Annotated in this window: 16 protein-coding genes; 4 read left to right on the top strand and 12 right to left on the bottom strand. The window is 43.7% G+C overall.

The features are described 5' to 3' along the window. Positions 1-251 precede the first annotated feature (251 nt). The 11 genes from KIH41_RS04805 to KIH41_RS04755 all read right to left on the bottom strand — a co-directional run bounded on the left by KIH41_RS04805 (position 252) and on the right by KIH41_RS04755 (position 11,449). Entirely contained in the window at positions 252-1,112 is an 861-nt protein-coding gene (locus KIH41_RS04805; protein WP_214161723.1) for a PhnD/SsuA/transferrin family substrate-binding protein, read from the bottom strand. Positions 1,113-1,125: 13 nt separating this feature from the next. After that, the gene (locus tag KIH41_RS04800) at positions 1,126-1,677 is read right to left on the bottom strand and encodes a DUF4269 domain-containing protein (protein ID WP_214161722.1); all 552 of its coding nucleotides are present in this window, start codon (positions 1,675-1,677) and stop codon (positions 1,126-1,128) included. 3 nt (positions 1,678-1,680) lie between these two features. Then, positions 1,681-2,256, bottom strand: a complete 576-nt coding sequence (locus tag KIH41_RS04795) for a GNAT family N-acetyltransferase (RefSeq protein WP_213944103.1) — start codon at positions 2,254-2,256, stop codon at positions 1,681-1,683. Positions 2,257-2,318: 62 nt separating this feature from the next. After that, positions 2,319-3,083 carry a creatininase family protein gene (locus KIH41_RS04790; protein WP_213944104.1) on the bottom strand — a complete coding sequence of 255 codons (765 nt, stop codon included), beginning with the start codon at positions 3,081-3,083 and terminating at the stop codon, positions 2,319-2,321. Then, positions 3,076-3,615 carry a GyrI-like domain-containing protein gene (locus KIH41_RS04785; protein ID WP_213944105.1) on the bottom strand — a complete coding sequence of 180 codons (540 nt, stop codon included), beginning with the start codon at positions 3,613-3,615 and terminating at the stop codon, positions 3,076-3,078. Before KIH41_RS04785 ends, KIH41_RS04790 begins: the two co-directional genes overlap by 8 nt. 78 nt (positions 3,616-3,693) lie before the next feature. After that, positions 3,694-4,230, bottom strand: coding sequence for a GyrI-like domain-containing protein (locus tag KIH41_RS04780; RefSeq protein ID WP_213944106.1), 537 nt, complete (start codon positions 4,228-4,230; stop codon positions 3,694-3,696). A 112-nt stretch (positions 4,231-4,342) separates the two neighbouring features. Continuing rightward, the gene (gene hemG / locus KIH41_RS04775) at positions 4,343-4,870 is read right to left on the bottom strand and encodes a menaquinone-dependent protoporphyrinogen IX dehydrogenase (protein WP_214161721.1); all 528 of its coding nucleotides are present in this window, start codon (positions 4,868-4,870) and stop codon (positions 4,343-4,345) included. Positions 4,871-4,980: 110 nt separating this feature from the next. Continuing rightward, entirely contained in the window at positions 4,981-6,351 is a 1,371-nt protein-coding gene (locus KIH41_RS04770) for an MFS transporter (RefSeq protein ID WP_214161720.1), read from the bottom strand. A gap of 3 nt (positions 6,352-6,354) precedes the next feature. Then, positions 6,355-7,728, bottom strand: a complete 1,374-nt coding sequence (locus tag KIH41_RS04765; RefSeq protein WP_214161719.1) for an alpha-amylase family glycosyl hydrolase — start codon at positions 7,726-7,728, stop codon at positions 6,355-6,357. A 40-nt stretch (positions 7,729-7,768) separates the two neighbouring features. Next, entirely contained in the window at positions 7,769-10,195 is a 2,427-nt protein-coding gene (locus tag KIH41_RS04760) for a glycoside hydrolase family 31 protein (RefSeq protein ID WP_214161718.1), read from the bottom strand. A 219-nt stretch (positions 10,196-10,414) separates the two neighbouring features. Continuing rightward, positions 10,415-11,449, bottom strand: coding sequence for a LacI family DNA-binding transcriptional regulator (locus KIH41_RS04755; RefSeq protein WP_214161717.1), 1,035 nt, complete (start codon positions 11,447-11,449; stop codon positions 10,415-10,417). Between the two features lie 528 nt (positions 11,450-11,977). Here KIH41_RS04755 and KIH41_RS04750 point away from each other — a divergent pair. The 4 genes from KIH41_RS04750 to KIH41_RS04735 all read left to right on the top strand — a co-directional run bounded on the left by KIH41_RS04750 (position 11,978) and on the right by KIH41_RS04735 (position 20,482). After that, positions 11,978-14,923: a SusC/RagA family TonB-linked outer membrane protein gene (locus KIH41_RS04750; RefSeq protein WP_214161716.1), complete on the top strand. Its 2,946-nt coding sequence runs from the start codon at positions 11,978-11,980 to the stop codon at positions 14,921-14,923. Between the two features lie 54 nt (positions 14,924-14,977). Continuing rightward, positions 14,978-16,573, top strand: a complete 1,596-nt coding sequence (locus tag KIH41_RS04745; protein WP_213944113.1) for a RagB/SusD family nutrient uptake outer membrane protein — start codon at positions 14,978-14,980, stop codon at positions 16,571-16,573. 18 nt (positions 16,574-16,591) lie between these two features. Beyond that, entirely contained in the window at positions 16,592-17,635 is a 1,044-nt protein-coding gene (locus KIH41_RS04740) for a SusE domain-containing protein (protein WP_214161715.1), read from the top strand. Between the two features lie 66 nt (positions 17,636-17,701). Continuing rightward, a complete protein-coding gene (locus KIH41_RS04735) occupies positions 17,702-20,482 on the top strand; it encodes a DUF4961 domain-containing protein (RefSeq protein ID WP_214161714.1) in 2,781 nt (926 codons plus the stop codon). Between the two features lie 118 nt (positions 20,483-20,600). On the opposite strand, the gene KIH41_RS04730 is transcribed toward KIH41_RS04735, so the two are convergent. Next, positions 20,601-21,632 carry an LLM class flavin-dependent oxidoreductase gene (locus KIH41_RS04730; protein ID WP_246538970.1) on the bottom strand — a complete coding sequence of 344 codons (1,032 nt, stop codon included), beginning with the start codon at positions 21,630-21,632 and terminating at the stop codon, positions 20,601-20,603. Positions 21,633-21,799: the final 167 nt, after the last annotated feature.

The raw sequence follows: 21,799 nt of genomic DNA, 5'->3' as shown, positions 1-21,799 counted from the left end.
TAAAATTCTCTCATTACCAGGCGGGGAAAAGGTTTACCTGAACCAGTCATAGACCAGTATTAAACCAATGTTAAACCAGTTTAAAAACAATCTGTGATTGGTTTAATATAGGTTGACTACAGGTTGTTGTAAGGGATTTAAATGGTTGTTTATTTGGTTGATTACTATTGTTGTGGTCTAAATGTTCTGATTTGAGATGCCTGAATGCCTGGGGAAGCCATGCGTAATTTGAAGAATAAACTAAAATAGCGTTACGTCAATTTTACAAAATTCAAATCTACCAATTCCTCAACGGGCAGCTCTTGATCTATTAAGCCGAGCTCTTCCAGAATGGTCATGGTGTTGAGCAGGGTGATTTTTTCCATATTCGGATCGGTGGCCCAATTGAGGTCCTTTAGCCAAGATTTGATGTCCTCAAGTTTCAATTGGTAATGCTTGCTAAGGTCTTCGGCAAGGGTGTCCTCTTCCTTGAGACTGGCAGTAGTTTCGTAGAGTGCTTTTTGAAGTTGCTTGAGCTCCTCGGTGTGGTTTTCCAAAGCGTTGTGGCTTGCCACGATCACAAAGCAAGGCCAAGGGGTGGGAATGGATCCTATGCGTCTAAACTCGCCATTGTCTACAAATGGCTTGGTCGTGTATTTTTCCCAAAGGAAAGCTTGTGGCTGGTTGGTGGCAAAGCTATTTCTAGCCCCATTGAGATCTCCGATGATGTCAAATTTGAGATTTTCCAAAGCCCATCCTTTTTGCTTGGCCAATAGAAAAGCCATCAAGTGAGATCCTGAACCCAATCTGCTGATCAGAAAGGGGTGATTTTGTAGCTCCGCCAGATCAGTCACTTCACTTCCAGAGGGAACATGAATTCCCCAAGTAAGTGGACTTTTGACATGGTAGCCGATAGCCTGCGCTTTTAACTTTTCCACCTTGGCCTTGAGGTAGCTTTCCGTTAAAAGAATGGCAACATCTGTTTCGCCATTTTGAAGAGACTGAATCATGGCTCCTGAGCCTTTGGGCTCTTCTTTCCAGGTTAGGTTGAATTTAAAAGGCTGTTTTTCAATTAATTTGATCCAGGGAAAATTGAAATGTTCCGGCACACCGGTGATTGTAATGTTTTTCATCTAATCGGTTTTTTCAAAAGTCAAACTCATCCTCCCGCTTTTCCAGCGGATAATCCAACAATACCAAATAGGGATTTCCTTCCAACCCTAATAACTTGGTAAATGCGGGCTCTGTTTTCATCCCTTCTCTTTTAAGCTCAATAATCTTCTCCTTGAAATCATCATCAAACTTTTTAAGGATATGGTATTCGATGATCATGTGGCGGAAAGCCAGCTGTTTTTCCGTTGGCATGTCCTGCCCAAATACCTCAATAGGTAGGCCTTCCAGCTCAAAACGGCATACAATGGTAGGTTTGTTGTGCAAATCGGTTTTTTTGATGCTAAACCATTTTTCCCCGCCAAACTTGGATTGCAAATCCTTCCTGAAATCATCAGGATCCTTTATTTCACAGATAATATCCACATCGCTTTGGGGAACATCTATTCCTAAAGGAATAGTGCCGACCACTAGCGGATGATATTTTTCCAATTTTGCCATCAATTGGTATTTGGTAAGAAGTTTAAAAACCTGTTTCTGGCGTTGGTTTCCATGCTCAAGGTAATCGATGGTGGTAAAAGGGTACATAAGTCAACTGTTAATGCTTGGCCATTCGTCGGCTAATATTCCAAAAAAAATGGTGTCTCTTCGTCTTTCCTTTGTCATCAAGGTATGACTTCTCAATATTCCTTCTTCTTTGATCCCCATTTTCTGGAGAGCTTTGCGGGCAGGTTGGTTTAGTACATCAGTTTTAAACTCTACACGCACAAAGTTTACTTTACCAAATGCATAGCTGAGCATGGCTTTTTTCATGTCCGCATTGTAACCTTTTCCTCTGGCGGAAGGAGAAAGCCAAGTCCAGCCTATTTCCACCCGTTGGTCGCGAAGGCTGATGTTGCCAAAGCTGCTGGACCCCAGGATCTCGCCAGTTTGCTTATCCTCTACTGTAAAGGGAATTCGCTGCCGTGATTCTTTCAGCTTTAAACCTTCCAATAGCCACATCTCAAGCTCCCTCTCATCAGAAAGATCATGTGTGAAATATGTCCAGTCCGAGGTTTTGGTCAATTCTTCAAAGGCTTTCATATCCTCAAGCCTCATGGGTCGCAATCTGACCAATTCGCCTTCCAGGCAAAGGTTGAAATCCAGGTATTTTGGGTCACATTTCATGCTAAAAAGTTTTTAGGGTCTAAATTTTATAGCCTCAAAGGCGCTAAGAAAGCAATTATGGTTCATTCGTAAAGGTTTTTTGGGTCCGCATCTGCAATTTCCGTATAGAGCTGGGCAAGTTTGTCCGTGACATCTTGGAAAAAACGTGCGCCCTTTTCAGCAGATGCAGCTTTGGGGTTTCCCACTCCGGTGTCTTCAGAGATAAGGGGCCAATTTCTTTCTGTCCAAGCCCAACCTTCACGGAAGCCCTTGATCTTGTTCTTTTTTTCCTGGCCCTCACCGGCTTCATCGAGGGGCAGTACTAGCTCAGGCTTGAGATGCATGATCAAGCTGGTTTCCATTTCATCAGCATGATCACCGTCTTGGTCAAAATACTTGGATTTGTCCAAAGACCTGAACCAATTGGAAGTCGCCAGAAACATCTCAGGATATTTAAGGCCAAGCTCTCTGAGTGCGGTTTTAAAATCATTTCCTCCATGGCTGTTGACAATCAGCAGCTTTTTAAGCCCTTGCCTATTCAATACCTCGATGATATTGTCGAGGATGGCCATTTGCACGGAGGGGTTTAAATTGATGTCAAGATAAATGTCTTTTTGGCCGGTATTTACGCCAAAGGGAATGGTGGGCAGGACGGTCACTTTTGTGCCGTTTTCCCAAGCTTTTCTGGCAGCTTCAGCGGCCAGGTATTCTGATTCGTAATTGTCTGTTGCGTAGGGGAGGTGATAATTGTGTGCTTCAGTTGCGCCCCAGGGTAGGACGGCTAGGTCAAAGCGAAAAGTCTGGAGGTCTTTCCAGTGGCTTTCTGCCAAAATATAGGGTCTACTCATGTGCTTCTATGCTAACTTCAATATGCTCTGGTAATTTTTCCAAACTGTCCAATTTGCCCTCAATGCCGATGTAAATATCCATCTCGGCATTTCTCCAATCCTGGATTTCACTGCTGTAAACTTCAAAATCGGTGCTGTACTTTCTGTCAATGTCTGATTCCCAAATCTCTTTCCAGGCCGCGGAATGGCATTCGGGAATTTTTTCATGGGAGCGAACTTTTAAATACGGCCCGTGGTCCATCTCAAATGTCTGCATCCCTTCTGGGATCTCATCGACATGTGTCACCTGACAGCCTACCAGAAACTCAAATGGCTTAGTACTGTCTCCCTCAAAATTAAAATAAGCGGCAATGATGTTATCATTAACTTTATTGGGTATTGCTTCGGAGTAACCACCCGTGACAAATTTTTTCCAAATCTCATCGCAATTTTCAAAAAAGTCAGAATCTACATCATGACTGACACATTTAGTAGCTAGCCCGATAACCGGAAAACTTTTGATATTTACTATTTTAAGTTTAAGTTTTTTCATAAGAGCACCCTTATACAGGCTTATAAGTTAAGAATATTTCTATATAGACAAAAACCACATGTATAAATGAGGATTGTCTTAGGGGTTGGTAATGTTGTTTTGAATATATTCGGGTAGCTCTTCAAGTTGGGAAGCACTCAATGAAATTCCAATAAACACATCCATATTAGCACTTCGCCACCTTTGGATGTCTGCATCATATACCTCAAAATCTGTTTTATAAGTTCTTGCCATATGGGAAGACCAGATCTTTTTCCAGGTGTCGGTGTGGCATTCCGGGACCTTGTCAAATGTGGTAACCTTCAAGTAAGTACCTCCTTTTATAGTCACGCAATCCATTCCCTCCGGTACTTCGGCGTCTGGAGCTACCTTGGACCCTACTAGGTAACGGGCCTGGGAGCCGGTCATCTCCGGATAATCGTAATACACTGCATACACTTTGCTATCGATTTTGTCTGGAATGTTTTCAGAAACCCTTTCCAATATGAATTTTCGCCAGACCTTACCGCAAGTATCCTCAAAAACCAGCTCATTGAATTCACAACTATTCTCAGATGTGATGCCTATAACTTTAAAAGACTCAACATTAATAATTCTGAGGTTGTGATTTTCCATGATCTTATTTAGTGTTAGTGGTTCGTAAATCTTATATAGCAGTAATGTGCATATATCATTCCTAAATATTCATATTTAACTATTTCAAAAAAGGAAAAGTTAAATTTTTTTTCTACAATTTAGAGAAATCCCTGGAAAACGCCTCCACTTTTTGCCAATTGGTAAATTCCATGGCGATGGGAGGGAAGAGGGGCCCATCGGTGAAAAACATGATCATTCTTATGAGCCACTTATCCCAAAAGCTATATTTAGCATAGTCCAGTTTACCTGCAAAGACGCCAACCATATCAGGTTTCCAATCCGTATTCTCGAAAAATTTCTTCACATAAGGATTGGTATCGGCCTCAGCTTTGTTTTCCTTCCGCGCTACAAGATTTACAGATAAAAATGCCGTTTTAAGCCGATTTAACTCCGTCAAATTTTCGTCAATAAAAGAGATAAGTTCTGCATTGTGTTTTCCATAGCGGATGCTGGAAGCCAAAATTATTTTATCGAAACCTTTAATCGAGGGCGGGGGATCTTGGATAGTCAAAATTTCTACCAGGTGTCCAGCCTCTTCCAGTTGCCCCCTTATTTTGCCGCAGATGTCTGCTGTTTGACCATCTACACTTGCATAAAGAATCAGGGTTTTATTAGGCATAAGTAGCTGTAAAAATGAATTGGTGATTAAACTTAATGAAAATAGCCGCAAAGGCTTTACCCTTACGGCTATTTTTATACCAAATCAATTTAATGATGAATTAACTGTTACTATTCATCCACGATTACTACATCATCTTTATCCTCTACGAACATTACGCAAACAGCTGCAATAAAGAGGATGATGCCAGCCGAAAGGATAGCATAGATGGCTTGGCCGCCATATAAATATTTGACGATATAGCCACCAAAGAAACCGTTGACGATCTGAGGGGCGGTGATAAAGAAGTTAAAAATTCCCATGTAGACACCCATTTTACGCAATGGTATGGATCCAGCCAATATAGCATAAGGCATGGCCAATATACTTGCCCAGGCGATTCCCACGCCAATCATGGAAATGTTGAGCATCCAAGCTTGTGATGGATCGGTGATCAACATGATGGAAGCCAGGCCGATTCCTCCCGCTGTCAAACAAATTGCATGTGTCCATTTCCTGCCCACCTTGGCTGCAATAACGGGGAGAGCTAGGGCGAAAAGGGCAGATACAAGATTGTAAACGCCAAAAATCACCCCTACATAATTTCCCGCTTCATTGAAAGCCAGCGAGCTCCGGTCCTCGGGTGCCAATCCCCAAACGTGCTGGGCCAAAGCGGGCGTGGTAAATACCCACATCGAAAATAGAGCAAACCAGGAGAAAAACTGTACCAAGCCTAGCTGGCGCATAGTTTCCGGCATTTTCCAAAAGTCGGTGAAAATGTCCATGATGCCCTTAGATTCCTCCTTGGGTTTCTCTTTGTCATGCCCGTCTATGGCCGCCTGTTCATCAGGAGAATATTCTGTAGTTCGCAGTACGGTCCAAAGTATGGAGCCTACCAGGATCATGGCCCCAATGAAGAATGCCATGATCACGTTGAGAGGAATAATGCCTTCATCGGCGGTGGTTGCTACACCAAACCAATTGGTCAAAATATAAGGCATCCAAGAGCCCAAAACAGCTCCTAGGCCTATCAATAACGTTTGCACGGAAAAACCCAAAGTTCGCTGATCAGTCGGGAGTTTGTCCGCAACCAAAGCCCTGAAAGGCTCCATGGCCACATTGAAGGAGGCGTCCATGATCATCAAGAAACCAGCCCCCACCCAGAGAGCGGGAAGATAAGCCACGAAAAGTGAGGCGTTGGGCATCAATATCAATCCAATGGCTGCCAGGATGGCCCCGACCAGAAAATAAGGCCTTCTCCGGCCTAATCTGGTCCAGGTTCTATCGCTATAATAGCCGATGATAGGCTGCACGATCATCCCGGTAATGGGGGCCACCAACCAAAATAGAGACAGGTGCTCCACATCGGCTCCGAAAGTCTGAAGGATCCTGCTGGCGTTGGCATTCTGCAAGGCAAAGCCCATTTGTATCCCAAGAAACCCAAAACTCATGTTCCAGATCTGCCAGAAGCTTAGTTTTTTCTTTTCCACAAGTGTAGCCATGGCTTAGTTAGTCAAAACTCTATACCCCCAAGGCTGCATTTTTATCGAGGAACCAATCTCCGAGGCACCTGGGCTGAAATAGTCTTTCAGTCCTTCTTTGTTGTCGGTAAACTCATAGGTCATTTCCCTATCCGAAAGGTTAACAATAGTGATCACCCTGTTACGGTCCTTTTTCCTTTCAAAGGCATAGATCCCCTCCGATTTGGAATTGGGAAGTCTCTTGAAGCTGCCACCATGCTCTCCATTCCAAAGGGCTTTGTTTTGGTGTTTCAAAGCATTCAGTTGGGTATAAAAATCGGCCTTTTCGTAATGACCCCAATCGATTGGGTCTCTTTCAAAAAACTCAAGGCGCTGGGTGATATTGGCCTCTTGTCCGGAGTAAATAAGCGGCATACCCGGGATGGTGTGGATCAACACTGCCATGGCTTCATGGGCTGGACCCAAAAGTGAATCAATGGTGCCTTTCCAAGTATTTTCGTCATGATTGGTCAAGAAATTCATTTTAAAAGCCCCTTCAGGCAAACCTTCAACGCCTTCCAATACTGACCCATGCAAAGTGTCATTGTTTTTCTCTCTGTCTCCAGCCAAATCTACCAGCGTGTGAAAGACATTCCAAGCGTATGTCATATCGAAAGCCTCATAGAGCTCTACTTTTTCACCTTCCGCTAGCATGAATACAGGCTTGATTTCATCCAGACTTTTCCGGGTGTTGTTCCAGAATTCCATAGGAACCAATTCGGCCACATCACATCTGAAGCCATCGATATCATGTTCCTTTACCCAATACACCATGGCATCCTCCATGGCAGTATGAACCTCTGGATTGTTATAATCCAAATCGATCACATCCTCCCAATCGGTATTGGCTGGAGGCATGAAATTGTCATTCTCATCCTTGGAGTAGTATTCCGGATTGCTTTTAGTCCAAGGGTGGTCCCAAGCGGTGTGATTGGCCACCCAATCAATGATTATATACATATCATTGTCATGGATGGTCTTTACAAGCCTGTCAAAGTCTTCTTTGGTCCCAAACTCTGAATTTACGCTCTTGTAATCTTTGATGGCATAATAGCTGCCGAGGGAGCCTTTTCTGTTCTTTTCCCCGATATCATGAATAGGCATAAACCATAGGATGTCCACGCCCATTTCCTTTAATCTTGGAACCTCCTTTTCAAAAGCAGCAAAGGTACCCTCTTGGGTATACTGGCGAAGATTGACTTCATAGATGTTTTTGTCCTTTACCCAATCAGGGGCCTGGGAAAAGTTACTCGTTTCCTGAGCTGTATCCGGGGGGCTTGTTTCTGGAGCCGGCTTGCAGCTCATAGTAAAGCCAATCAAGATCAACAGCAGGTAATTCTTAATAAAATTCGTAGTCATTCTGGGTTACTTATTAGGTGCTAAAACTAATTCTGGGTGTTTAATGCAATTCGATTTCCACAGCATCCGTGGTATTCTCAATTTCAAAGGTAAATACATTTTTCACCTCATGGAATGGATGTAAATGCTCCGGCAAGGGATCAAACTCGGTAAGTTTTTCAAGGAAAGCTAAATTCTCTTTCTTCAAGTTGCTCTCTGATTCACCGATTTGTATGGACTTGGTGCTAAAACCGTGGAAATGCAGTTTGTATGTTTTGTAAGTAGACTCATGAGCTCCTTCCTGGCTGGAAATGGTAACCGAACCGGAATCCGAATCCAGGGTTATGATCCTTTTGCAGAAATCCCCATCCTTGTGGCCGTTGGATATTCCGTCATCTTCATAATGAACATATCTTGTCTCACCTTTTCCTTTGTAAAAATGAAGGTTCAATATGCCGTCATGTTTTTCCCCGGTGTGGTATGTTTCCGATTGCAGGGCTATAATACTGCCTCCTTTAACAAAAACAGGAAGGTAATTCAAAGGTGACTCCACAAAAACTGGATTGCCGCCCTTATGGTGTTGGTCATTAAAGAAATAATACCAGTCACCTTTTGGGAGGTAAACTTTGGCAATATCGCGGGTGCTTTTCACTGGAGCTACTAAGAAAGCATCACAGAAAATATATTGGTCCTGGAATTTGGAGTCAAACACATTCGGATCCTGGCTGTATTGTATGGCTAGGCTTTCTGTTAAAGGCAGGCCTGTAAGGGTGCTTCGATAAAAGGCGCTATAAATAGTGGGAAGTAGCTTGTACCTCAGCTTGATGTAGTTTCTTGAGATTTCTTCCACTTCTTCACCAAATGCCCATGGTTCAGCATCGTTGCTGTTTATCATACTGTGGGCGCGGAAAAGAGGGGCAAAGGTGGCGATACTCATCCACCGTGCATAAAGGCTCGGTGCAGCATCACCGGCAAATCCGCCAATATCATAACCTGAAAATGGTATGCCGCTGATCCCCATGCTGTTCAGTAACCTGACTCCAGCTAGCATATGGTCTTCAGAGGCCACATTGTCCCCGGTCCAAGCTGCTGCATAGCGTTGAATTCCGGAAAATCCGGCTCTTGTAAGTACAAAAGGACGGGCATCGGGGCTGATTTTTTCCGCGCCTTCTTTTACGCTTCTGGCCATCTGCATGCCGTAAATGTTTCGGGCTTTTCGGTGGCTCACCTTTTGGCCTTCAAAATCGAAATCAATTAAATTGGGAGTACATTGACCCCATGTGGCCGGTTCATTCATGTCTGTCCAAAACCCGTCTACACCTGCTTCAGTGTAAAATTTCATTTTCTCCGCCCACCAGTCACGGGTTTCAGGGTTGGTGTAATCAGGGAAAGCACACCAACCGGGCCAAACCTGGCCTTCATAGATACTGTCATCCGGGTATTTGAGGAAGAGGTCTTTTTCTTTGCCATCTACATAAGGCTCATAGTCTTCTTCCGTTCGGATTCCTGGATCCATGATGACCACCACTTTAAACCCTCTATCTTTTAGCGTTTGGATCATGGCTTTTGGATCAGGGAATTTTTCTCCGTCAAAAGTAAAGACCTTGTATTTCTCCATATGATGGATATCAAGATAAATAACATCTGCGGGTACCTTTTTATCTCTAAATGTCTGTGAAAGCGTCAATACCTCACTGTCAGGGTAGTAGGAATAGCGGCACTGCTGATATCCCAAAGCCCATTTGGGGGGCAGTTGCATCCGGCCAGTCAGATCGGAATAGGCACTGATGATCCCCTTGACCTCCGCATCATGGAAGAAATAATAATCCATTTCTCCATCCTCTGCAGAATAGTATGCAAAGCGGTTGTTGGAGGCGCCAAAGTTGAATACAGTTTTGTGGCTGTTGTCGAAGAATATGCCATAACTGCCCTTGTCATGGATGCCCACATAAAATGGGATGGACATATACAAGGGATCATCATCGGTACCATAGGCAAAATAATCCGTGTTCCAGTTGGTATAGGCGTTTCCACTCCTATCCAAGTTGCCTGTCTTTTCGCCCAGTCCGATAAACCGCTCGTTTTCTTGCAGTTTTTTATAGTTGGTGACCTCAGTGCCTAGCCAAGAGACGGAAAAAGCCTGGTCATCTTGGTTTATGATATTGCCCTTTTGGTCTTTAAAGGTGATAGCGAAGGGTGTTTTATTGATTTCTACATTGATGTAGTCAGTCTGCAACAGCAAAAAGCTTCCTCCATCACTCACTTCAAAACCTTCTGACACCGGGGCTTTCACCACCGAGTAGGGGTTGGGGTTGAATTCATCCGAGCGGCTCACCTGTACCCTGACCGTTTTGGGTCCATATACGGAGAGGTTGAAAACCCCATTTTCGGTGGTGCCCTCAAGACCAAATGGGGTAGGGGACCATGAGTTGATGGCTCCAGCATGAAGGTTGCGGGAAGTAGATGTTGATTGGACTTTTTGGGTCATATTGGGCGTAAATTTTTGTCTTGAATCCAAACCTGGCCGAAAAATAAGAAGGTTTGTTTAGGGCTAATTTAGAAAGTATAATCAAATGAAAAAACCAGCCCAAGAACCAGATATGACAAAAGAAAGCCTTGCAAAGTCAAACTTTGACGTAAAAAATGATTACAAAACAATTTCAATCGTTTGCACTAAAAAATCAAATTTTGTTATAAAAAATTAATTTTAATCCTTTTTGAGGGAGGATCCTCTCACCAAAAGCTCCGTTTCCAGGATTTCGGTGATGGGCTCAAAGGGGTCTTCCTCCTTTTTGTTGATCATCTTTAGAAGCAACTGCGTGGCTCTTTCCCCAATCTTGAAACCTGGCTGGGATACGGTAGTGATGGGTGGGTCAACCATGGATGAAAACTGCCAGTTGCTAAACCCAACTATGCCCACATCCTGCGGAACTCTTAATCTGAGACTTTTTACAGCCCTCATCGCACCGGCCGCCGCAATATCATTGGCCGCAAAAATGGCATCAGGCCTGTCGTTGGATTCTTGGAAAACTTTTGTGATGATCCCGAAACTTTCCTCCTCGGTGCCTATGGGGCAAGATTCCACCATAGTTGGGTCGAATTCACGGTTAGATTCTTTAAGGGCATCTTTATAGCCATCCAGACGGTGGGTACTGATAAGCAGGTTTTTTGGTCCTGCCAGATGGAAGATTTTTTGGTATCCCTGGTCAATGAGATGTTTGACGGCCTCCTTTGCTCCGGAATAATCGTCAACGGTTACGTTAACGGTATTGGGAAGTTCTGGAACCCTGTCAAAAAACACAATGGGGAAATTATGGTCAATGAGCTTTTGAAAATGGCTAAAGTCCGTGGTTTCTTTGGAGTAGCTAATCAATAGCCCATCTATCTGGTTACTTATTATTGTATCCACACTGGACATTTCCCTGGAAAGGCTTTCGTTGGTCTGACACAGGATTACATTATAGCCATTTGCAAAAGCTATTTCCTCAATACCGCTGATTACAGTGGAGAAAAAGAAGTGAACCACCTCCGGAATGATCACCCCAATAGTAAAAGATTTGCTTTTCCTAAGACTCAATGCCACTGCATTGGGACGGTAATTCAGCTTTTCCGCCAACTCCTTCACTTTCCGCTTGGTTTCCTTGCTGATACCGGGGTAATCCTTCAATGCCCGGGACACGGTGGAGGAGGAGACATTTAAAGCTTTGGCTATATCTTTTATGGTTGCTTGACCAAGTTTCATGGTATTCCTTTTTTCTGATTCAGAATTGGTAAAGAAAGCTTATTTTGATGATTATTCATAAAAACAAGCTAATTAATTTAAAGTTTGCAAAATGATGAGGCGCTCTTGATTATTTTGCAACGGTATGGCTATAATTTTAAATTATTCGCATTTTTAATAGTTAGAACGTCAAATAATTGAATTTTTTTAAGATATATTGATTTATTCAGAGGTTTGAATTAGGCTCTTTGTCACACATCCATTTTTAACAATTTAACAATCATAGACACCTTTTTGCATAATGTACTAAAAAATATTTTTTCTATGCAAACGATTGCGGTTTCGTTTGCAATAAAAAATGCAGGAAATACCCCTGCAACCTCCTTGGTAGGGAATTATTTTTTGGTTAATATTTCCTAAAATATGCACAGGGACTAGGAACGATATCATTTTCCAATCGCTTCAAACCTCTTCGGAGAATTCACGGAATTGGAATATTTTAAGAATTTTAACCTTGTACTAATTAAATAAATCCAAAATAAAACAGTTATGCGAAAAGTTTTTACCGTCTTTAAAATCACGGTCGTATTACTGTCCTTTATTTGTTGTCAGGAATTGATGGCACAGGAAAGGACAGTGACAGGTAAGGTGACAGATCTCAACTCAGGTGAGGAATTACCTTTTGTCAATGTTAGCATCAAGGGTACCACGCGGGGTACCACTACCGACATCGATGGTAACTATTCAATAGGCGTCCAATCCAATGAGGAGATCTTGGTTTACTCCTTTATAGGGTACACAGCCAGAGAAGTGGTAGCTGGAAACCAGTCTGTGATTGATGTGCAGCTGGAGGGTGACACCAAGCAGCTAGATGAAGTAGTTGTAATCGGTTACGGTACGCAAAGAAAAGCTGACCTTACGGGTTCAGTTGGCTCGGTGACCAGGGGCGACTTCAACGTCGGTCAGGTAACCAATCCCGAGCAGCTGATCACCGGTAAGATCGCTGGGGTGAACATCACCCCAAACAGTGGTCAGCCAGGTGCAGGTGCCAGAATCAGAATCCGTGGGGGTTCCTCTTTGAATGCATCAAATGACCCTTTGATTGTAATCGATGGGGTGCCTTTGGATAACTCCTCCATAGCAGGCTCTGCCAACCCGCTTAACTTTTTGAACCCAAATGATATCGAGACTTTTGATATCTTGAAAGATGCCTCTGCAACGGCAATCTACGGTTCTCGAGCTTCTAACGGTGTGATCTTGATTACTACTCGTAAAGGTAAAAGAGGTCAAGACCTGAGTGTTAATGTCAGCAGCTTAATGTCGGTGTCTGAGGTTACCAACACTGTCGATGTGCTAAACCCGGATCAATTCAGGCAAATAGCGTCGGAGCAGGCTTCTCCAGCACAACAAGCCCTGATGGGTGATGTCAATACCAACTGGCAGGATGCCATTTACAGAGATGCCATCTCTTTCGACAACAATGCAAGTATTTCAGGATCCATTAATGACATCCCTTATAGAGTGTCAGTGGGTTACTTGGATCAAAACGGGGTGTTAAGAACAGACCATATGAACAGAACTACGGCTGGCCTTTCCTTGACTCCAAGCCTTTTGGATGATCAGTTGAAAATCAATTTCAATATACGTGGAGCTTTGACCAGAAGCCGTTTTGCTGACCAAGGAGCCATTGGCGCAGCAGCGGTTTTTGACCCTACTCAGCCGATCCGTGACCCAGAAGGGTTAGGTGGATTTTGGGAATGGAGAAATCCTGACGGAAGCCCTCAGCTTTTGTCACCAAGAAACCCAGTGGGTCTTCTTGAGCAAAGAGACAATAGAAGTGAAGTGAGAAGAAGTATTGGTAACCTTCAATTGGATTACTCGCTTCCATTTGTGGAAGGCTTGAGAGCTAATTTGAACTTGGGTTATGATATCAGCCGTGGTGAAGGTACAGATATTATTCCTTCCACTGCTGCAGCAGGATTCAACCAGGGAGGATCAATTTCTCCATACGCACAAAATAACAGAAACCTATTGGCTGATTTCTATTTGAATTATGTCAGGGATTTTGGAAATGCGGGAAGACTTGATGTGACGGGTGGTTACTCTTGGCAAGATTTCTTGTTTGAATACCCACAATTCCCTACGGTGAACGAAGAAGGGGTAGAGCTCACCCCTGCAGGTATCGAAACAAGGCCACAATATAGATTGATCTCTTTCTTTGGAAGAGCAAACTACAACTTGATGGATAAATACTTGTTGACCGCTACAATCCGAACTGACGGTTCTTCAAGATTTAGTCCTGAAAATAGATGGGGTGTATTCCCTTCTCTTGCAGCAGCATGGAGAATCAGTGAAGAAGGATTCTTGGCCGATAACAATACACTGACAGATTTTAAATTGAGATTGGGTTGGGGGATGACAGGTCAGCAGGATATTGGATCGTTTTTCCCTTATCTACCAAGATATACCGTATCTGACAACGCTGCCAGATATAGATTCGGCAACACTTTCTACAATACGTTGAGACCAGAAGGATACGATAGAAATATCAAGTGGGAAGAGACGGTGACTTGGAATGCAGGGGTTGATTATGAATTCCTGAACGGAAAAGTATTCGGTACCTTGGACTACTATTATAAGAAAACAAATGACCTTCTTGCTGTAATACCGGTTCCTGCAGGTACTAACCTGACCAACCAGCTTTTTACCAACGTAGGTAATATTGAAAACTACGGTGTGGAAGCAGCCATCAATTACAACATCATCAGAACTAATCAGCTAGACTGGACTATAGGAGCAAACTTTACCTATAACCGAAACAACATCCTAAGCCTTAGCAATGTAGCCGAGGATGCAGTTGGTATCTTGGTGGGTGAAATTTCCGGTGGAACTGGTAACACTATCCAAGTTCATACTGTTGGCTTCCAGCCTAATTCTTTCTATGTATGGCAACAGGTATATAACCAAGACGGCAGACCATTGGAGAATGTGTATGTGGACAGAAACGGTGACGGTGTTGTCAATGAGCAGGATCTTTACAGAAGAGGATTCCCTGATCCACAATACTTCTTTGGCTTTAACTCGCAATTGCGTTACAACAACTGGGATTTCAGCTTCGTGTTGAGAGGCAATACAGGTAACATGGCTTACAACAACATCAGAGCTGCCAACGGAGCTTATCAAGGGCTTAGATTCCCAGGTTATTTGAACAACATCACTTCGGATATCCTTCAAACTGGTTTCCAGGATTACAGGTTGAGATCTGATTACTATTTGGAAGATGCCACTTTTGTAAGAATGGAGAACATCAGCTTGGGATATAACTTCGGTAATATTTTCAACTCCAATATTAATTTAAGAGCAAACGCAACGGTTCAGAATGCTTTCTTGATTACCAACTATTCAGGTATCGATCCTGAAATCCCAGGTGGTATAGATAACAACTTCTATCCGTTCCCAAGAATTTATTCCTTTGGTGTAAACTTTGGATTTTAATGGACTCAACCAATGAAAGGGTCTGACTCTTTGATTGTTAAAAATATTGAAAAGATGAAAAAACAATTTCTAAAAATAATGGCATTGGTGATGGGGACCTTTTTCTCATTCACCTCCTGTACCGACTTGGATTTGGAGCCCTTCAATGAGCTCACCTCCATTCAGGTATATGAAGATTTTGATAACTATATCCAAGTGTTGGCTAAACTGTACGGTGGTTTAGCCGTATCCGGCCAATCTGGACCTGATGGCCGTGGTGATATTGGCGGCCAGGATGAGGGTGCTTCCACTTACCTTCGTGCATACTGGAAACTTCAGCAACTTCCAACTGATGAGGCAATCATCGCTTGGAATGATGAGGGTCTTCCAACCTTGAACACTATGACTTATTCTGCTGACAACGGCTTCATTGCCGCTATGTACTACAGGATTTTTTACCAAATCACTTTGGCTAATGAGTTTATCCGTGAGCTAAGTGATGAAAACATGGCTTCTAGAGGAATTTCAGAAGCTAACCAGAATACCGCAAGAGGTTATAGAACCGAGGCGAGATTCCTTAGAGCCCTTTCTTACTACCATGCTTTGGATCTTTACGGAAACGTTCCGTTTGTGACTGAAGCAGATGTGGTAGGTTCATTCTTCCCAGAGCAGATTCAGAGAAGAGATCTTTTCAACTACATCGAAAGTGAGTTGGTAGAGATCATCCCTCAGATGGTGCCAGCTGGTCAGCATGAATATGCGAGAGCAGATCAGGGTGCAGCGAGAATGCTTTTGGCCAAATTGTATTTGAATGCCGAAGTGTACACTGGTGAAGCCAGATATACAGAAGCACTTGCCCAATTGAATGAAGTGATTGGAGCTGGCTATTCTTTGGAGCCAAACTACAACCACTTGTTCCTTGCTGACAATGATAATTCTCCTGAAATCATTTTCCCTATTGCTTTTGACCAAGTAAGCACAATGGCTTGGGGTGGCGCTACATTTTTGATCAATGCGGCGATAGGTGGTGACATGGCTTCAAACATCAACTTTGGCGTTCCAGGTGGATGGCAGGGATTGAGAATTAGGCCTGAAGTAGCCAATCTTTACCCTGGCTTAAATGGTGAGCCTGATGCAAGAGGTTGGTTATACACTTCAGGTCACCAAGCTGATATTGAAAGTGTTTCAACTTTCCAGGATGGCTATGGTGTAGTGAAATTCAGAAATGTGCTTAGCACTACTGACGCCAGACCTGACGGCCCTATCAACGATCACGTGAGTGTTGATTTCCCAATGTTTAGATTGGCGGACGCTTACCTGATGTATGCCGAAGCGGTATTGAGAGGCGGTTCTGGTGGAAGCCAGGCGCAGGCGTTGACCTTTATCAATGAGTTGAGAGAAAGAGCTTATGGTGATGCGAGCGGTAATATTGCTGCAAACCAGCTTAACCTGGATTTCATCATTGACGAAAGAGCCAGAGAGTTGAAGTGGGAAGCTCACAGAAGAACTGACTTGATCAGATTCGGCAGATACACCGGTGGGGATTATGTATGGCAGTGGAAAGGTGGATCATTCAATGGAGCAAGTACGCCTGCTTCCAGAAACCTATACCCACTTCCTCAGGCAGATTTGATCGCCAACCCTACATTGGTACAGAACCAAGGTTATTAATCTAAAATTAGAAGAAGCATGAAATCTTTATTTAATATATTCTTTGCAGTATTTGCCCTGGCTTTTGCCTGGGCATGTACTGAGGAAATGGAGCAGGTCAGGATCAGCGAAAATCCTGAAGCCGCTACAATAACCAGCCCCTCAGCAGGCCAGTCATTCGTGTTAACTGAGGAAGACGCCGGAGAGAGAATGGTTTTCAACTATGAGCCTGCCGACTTTGGCTATTCTGCGGCAGTAAGCTATACGGTACAAATGGATGTGGCGGGTAATGAATTTGCCAACCCAACTGAGGTAGGAACAACCAACGGGACTTCATTGGACCTTTCTTATGCGGAATTTAACCAGAAGTTAGTTGGAAAAGGCTTAGCACCAGAAGAAGAAGCAGAAATTGAAATTAGGGTTAGATCTTCAGTGGGATCCGCTGTTGCGGCTAATTACTCTTCCCCTATTACTATGGTGGTAACACCTTATTTGGCAGCATTGACTTTCCCAAGAATGTACGTGCCTGGTGATTACCAAGGATGGAATCCTGGCAATGAAAACACCGTAATTTACTCTGTGGAAGGTGATGATGTTTACGAAGGTTATGTACACATCCTTGGTGGTTCAGGAGCTTTTAAAGTAAATGAAGAGCCAAACTGGGATGTCAACTACGGTGGAGTTAATGGCGTTTTGGAACAAAACGGACCAGATATTATCCTAGATGAACCATTCGGAACATTCAGATTAAAAGTTGATTTGAATGCAGGAACTTACGAAATCGGGACAAGAAGAGTTTGGGGTATTATAGGTAGTGCCACTCCAGGTGATTGGGAAACTGACACACCATTGGAGTTTAATGCTGATGAAAACGTTTTGACATTAACATTAGATTTGGTAGCTGGAGAAATGAAGTTTAGGGCTGATAATGTTTGGGATATTGATTATGGCGCTAATAGTCCTGAAGGTGGTGTCCTTGAACAAGGTGGACCAAATATTCCGGTTGAGGAAGATGGAAACTATACCATCACAATGGATTGGAAAGTACCTGGTGAAATTACGTATTCAATAGTTAAGAATTAACAATTCAAATTTTATATAAAGCTACCGGGTATGTGCCCGGTAGCTTTTTTTAAACCCAATTTGCCTATGAAAGCAACTTTTACTTCACTTTTACTTTGGGTGATTGTCTTACTGCCGGTGGCAGTTCAGGCCCAAATTACCACAGATCCGGAATTTCCCAAAGCAAATGCTCCTCTAACCATAAGATATGATGCCACCCAGGGTACCTCAGGGCTTCAGGGCGCAGATCAGGTATATGTGCATCTAGGCGCTGTAATAGCCGGACCCAACTCAACTTCGTGGGAAATTGTCCCATTTGATTGGGGACAAGATATTGAAGAGGCCAGAATGAGCAGAGTGGAAGGGGATATCTGGGAATATACCCTTACCCCAAATGAACTTTTCGAGCCTTCAAGCGAACAGACCATTTATAGAATAGGGCTGGTGTTCAGAAACCGGGACGGTTCGCGAGAAGGAAAAACTGAAACCCACCAAGATTTTTTCATCAACCTCAGCCAGGGGTTTGATCTCCAGTTTACAGAGCCTACCAGGTCTACGGTCATGCTTGAAATAGGGGACAGTCAAAACATCTCCTTTTCCACTTCGGATGAAGGAGATTTAAGCCTTGAGATCAATGGCAGCCTTGTCGCTTCTGAAGCCAACTCTTCATCGCTGGATTATACGTTTATCGCTACAGAGGCAGGAAATTTTGAGGTGCTTGCCAAGGCGGTTGCCAATGGGGAAACTGCAGAGCGTAGCATGAGGATTTCCGTAGTGGCTGAAAGCCCTAGGGGAGATTTTCCGATAGGAGCCAGAAAGGGAATCAACTACAATTCTGATACAGAGGTGACTTTTGTATTGGAGGCTCCGGGAAAGAAAAACGTATTCTTGATCGGGGATTTCAATGACTGGCAAGTTGATCCGGATTATCAGATGACAATGACTCCCGATGGGGAAATGTTTTGGTTTACTCTTACGGATGTGGAACCTGGCAGGGAGTATATTTTTCAGTATTTGGTAGACGGCGACATCCGCATCGGGGACCCGTATGCCGATAAAACTTCCGATCCATTTCACGACCAGGAAATCATTGATCAAAACAGGTATCCTGGCCTGCTTCCTTTTCCAGATGGACAAACTGAATTTCAGGCCACCTACTTCCAGACTGCCCAACAGCCATATGAATGGAAACACCTGAATTATGAAAAACCTGCACCAGAGGAATTGGTAATTTATGAACTGCTCGTAAGGGATTTTGATGACCGACGGACTTACAAGGCCGTGACCGAAAGGTTGGATTACCTGCAGGATTTGGGGATTAATGCCCTTGAACTAATGCCCATAAAAGAATTTGAAGGCAACCTGTCTTGGGGATACAACCCGTCATTCTTTTTTGCCCCTGATAAATTTTACGGGACGAAAAATGACCTTAAAGAACTCATAGATGAAGCCCACAAAAGAGGCATGGTGGTGCTGTTAGATATGGTATTGAACCATGCGTTTGGCCAATCCCCATTTGTGAGGCTTTACAATGACGGGGACTATGGCGCTCCCACTGAGGATAACCCTTGGCTCAATAGAGTGGCCAGACATCCATTTAATGTGGGCTATGATTTTAACCATGAAAGCCCTTACACCAGGGAGTTTGTGGATTCAGTTAACAATTATTGGCTCACCGAATATAAGTTTGATGGATATAGGTTTGATTTGAGTAAGGGCTTTACCCAAGTCAATTCAGGTGATGATGTGGGGTTGTGGTCGCAGCTAGATGAGTCCAGAATCGAAATCTGGAAACACATTTATGACCGCATCAAGGCCAACCATCCTGATGCTTATGTGATTTTGGAGCATTTTGCGGACAATTCCGAAGAGACTATCCTTGCCGATTATGGGATGATGCTTTGGGGCAATATGAACCATCCTTTCCGGGAAATGGGTAGGGGCTTGAGCCGAAATTTCAATGGAGCTTATTATGAAACTCGCAATTGGTCGAAAAATCACTTAATCGCTTACATGGAAAGCCATGATGAAGAAAGGGTGATGTTTGAAACCTTGACCCGTGGGGCCACGTCTCCTGTTAATCTAAGGAATCTCACCCATGCAGTCAACAGAAAGCAACTTTTGACTGCCTTCTACTTTGGCATCCCAGGGCCGAAGATGATCTGGCAGTTTGGTGAATTTGGCTATGATGTGGAGCTAAACGATGACCGGCTGGGTATCAAGCCCACCAAGTGGGAGTATCTTGATGATGAGGACCGCCTGCGACTGTATTACCTCTACAGGGCCATGATCAGGCTAAAGGATCAGCATGAGGTGTTCAACCGTCCTGAGGAAGTGAATTTGAGTCTGAACGGATTGATCAAAACCATTTCTCTTAAGCATACTGATATGGATGTGTTCGTGGTTGGGAATTTTGGTTTGGAGGACGCCGAGCAGGCTTCTGTCAATTTTCCTTCCTCAGGGGTCTGGTATGACTACCTTTCTGGCGAGCAGATTTCAGTTGGTGGAAGCATTTACCGTTTGGATTTTGCTCCAAATCAGTTCCATATTTTCACAAGTGTGCCATTGGAAAAGCCTGAGGAGGAAATACTCTTTAATGACCCGATATTAAGTGTGGAGGAAAAGCCAAGCCTCGAGGGGTTAAAATTATACCCAGTGCCAGCCTCAAATTCATTAAATATTGAATTACCGAATGGTTTTGGACAAGCCAATTATCGCATCATGGATGTGACCGGACAAATGCTCCAGGAAGGTAGCTTAGAAAGCGAGTTTGTCAATGTGGGGCTTCAATCCATCCGGCCGGGTGTGTATGTGATAGAGATGTACAACAGCAATAATGTGGTGAGGAAGAGGTTTGTGAAGGAATGACCGGTGTGGGGTGTCGGATGTCCGATGTCGGATGGCAAAGTAACCAAAGAGCCTCAGAGAAAACCTGTCAAGAAAAATTAGGACGTGACACTGTTGAGAAGGAAACATCAAAAGGGGGTTACCCTCTTGATGTTTCTACCTCTGCTGTTTTTGCTATTTTTTGAAAAACTTCTGCGGTTAGTTCAAATGACTTCAGCCGGTCCTCATGATCATAAATGTTGGTAGTGACCATGATCTCATCGACTTTAGTCTGATCTAGAAAGCTTTCCATTTCCGCCTTTATAGTTTCCTTGGTGCCAATAAAGGTGCAAGCCATCATATTTTGAATGGCAGCAGCTTCTTGGGGAGTCCAAATGTCTTGCATGCTCTTAACTGGCGGACGCAAAGGGTAAGATTTTCCTCTGACAATTCCCAAAGCCATCTGATAAAAAGAGGTAGCCAATCTGTGCGCTTTCTCTTCATTTTCTGCGGCAATTACATTCACGCATGAGATTACATATGGCCTTTGGCAGTCAGGAGATGGACGGAAGTTATCTTTGTAATATTTGGTGGCTTGCAGGAAATATGTGGGGGCAAAATGACTGGCAAACACATAGGGGAGTCCCCTTTCAGCGGCCAGCGCGGCACTACTCATGCTCGATCCTAAAATGTAAAAAGGAACGTGGAGGCCTTCCGATGGAAAAGCCCTTACCGATTTGTCAAAATTGGATTTGGAAAAATACTGCTGAAGCTCGCTGAGGTCTTTAGGGAATTCCTGGATTGTTTCCACCCGCCCTCTTCGTAGCACTGAGGCCGTTTTCTGGTCTGTGCCCGGTGCTCTGCCCAGTCCTAGGTCTATTCTGTCAGGATAGAGCGATTCCAGAACACCGATTTGCTCAGCCACGATCAAGGGGCTGTGATTGGGAAGCATTATACCCCCGGAGCCTATTCGGATTTTTTTTGTGCCCTGAGCAATATACCCCATCAATACCGTTGGGGCGGAACTGCCCACGTAGGGCATGTTATGGTGCTCGGCCAGCCAAAATCTGCTATATCCCCAGTCTTCAGCCTTTTGGGCCAATTCCAAACTCCTGCGGTAAGCGTCTCTGGCATCAAAATTCTCCTTGAGGATAGCCAGATCCAAAATCGAAATAGGTAAGGTTGTTCTCAAAATTCAGTACGGAATTAGTCTGCTATCAAAACGGTGACTTTATTGGTTTCGTTCCTCTTCATCCTAACTCGTGAAAATCAATGTTTCAAGCTGTTATTTTTCAGCTATTTAAATTAATAATGAGTTAGTGGTATATCGTTTGTTTGAGAGATATTTTAAAATATCGT

Origin of the sequence: Litoribacter ruber (genome assembly GCF_018500185.1) — a bacterium.
Lineage (GTDB): Bacteria > Bacteroidota > Bacteroidia > Cytophagales > Cyclobacteriaceae > Litoribacter > Litoribacter ruber.
The sequence above is the reverse complement of the archived record's forward strand: the minus strand, read 5'-3'. Positions and strand labels throughout refer to the sequence as shown.

Excerpts from the sequence above, each read along its gene's own strand:
- KIH41_RS04805 (WP_214161723.1), bottom strand. The coding sequence starts at position 1,112 with ATGAAAAACATTACAATCACCGGTGTGCCGGAACATTTCAATTTTCCC.
- KIH41_RS04800 (WP_214161722.1), bottom strand. The coding sequence starts at position 1,677 with ATGTACCCTTTTACCACCATCGATTACCTTGAGCATGGAAACCAACGC.
- KIH41_RS04795 (WP_213944103.1), bottom strand. The coding sequence starts at position 2,256 with ATGAAATGTGACCCAAAATACCTGGATTTCAACCTTTGCCTGGAAGGC.
- KIH41_RS04790 (WP_213944104.1), bottom strand. The coding sequence starts at position 3,083 with ATGAGTAGACCCTATATTTTGGCAGAAAGCCACTGGAAAGACCTCCAG.
- KIH41_RS04785 (WP_213944105.1), bottom strand. The coding sequence starts at position 3,615 with ATGAAAAAACTTAAACTTAAAATAGTAAATATCAAAAGTTTTCCGGTT.
- KIH41_RS04780 (WP_213944106.1), bottom strand. The coding sequence starts at position 4,230 with ATGGAAAATCACAACCTCAGAATTATTAATGTTGAGTCTTTTAAAGTT.
- hemG (WP_214161721.1), bottom strand. The coding sequence starts at position 4,870 with ATGCCTAATAAAACCCTGATTCTTTATGCAAGTGTAGATGGTCAAACA.
- KIH41_RS04770 (WP_214161720.1), bottom strand. The coding sequence starts at position 6,351 with ATGGCTACACTTGTGGAAAAGAAAAAACTAAGCTTCTGGCAGATCTGG.
- KIH41_RS04765 (WP_214161719.1), bottom strand. The coding sequence starts at position 7,728 with ATGACTACGAATTTTATTAAGAATTACCTGCTGTTGATCTTGATTGGC.
- KIH41_RS04760 (WP_214161718.1), bottom strand. The coding sequence starts at position 10,195 with ATGACCCAAAAAGTCCAATCAACATCTACTTCCCGCAACCTTCATGCT.
- KIH41_RS04755 (WP_214161717.1), bottom strand. The coding sequence starts at position 11,449 with ATGAAACTTGGTCAAGCAACCATAAAAGATATAGCCAAAGCTTTAAAT.
- KIH41_RS04750 (WP_214161716.1), top strand. The coding sequence starts at position 11,978 with ATGCGAAAAGTTTTTACCGTCTTTAAAATCACGGTCGTATTACTGTCC.
- KIH41_RS04745 (WP_213944113.1), top strand. The coding sequence starts at position 14,978 with ATGAAAAAACAATTTCTAAAAATAATGGCATTGGTGATGGGGACCTTT.
- KIH41_RS04740 (WP_214161715.1), top strand. The coding sequence starts at position 16,592 with ATGAAATCTTTATTTAATATATTCTTTGCAGTATTTGCCCTGGCTTTT.
- KIH41_RS04735 (WP_214161714.1), top strand. The coding sequence starts at position 17,702 with ATGAAAGCAACTTTTACTTCACTTTTACTTTGGGTGATTGTCTTACTG.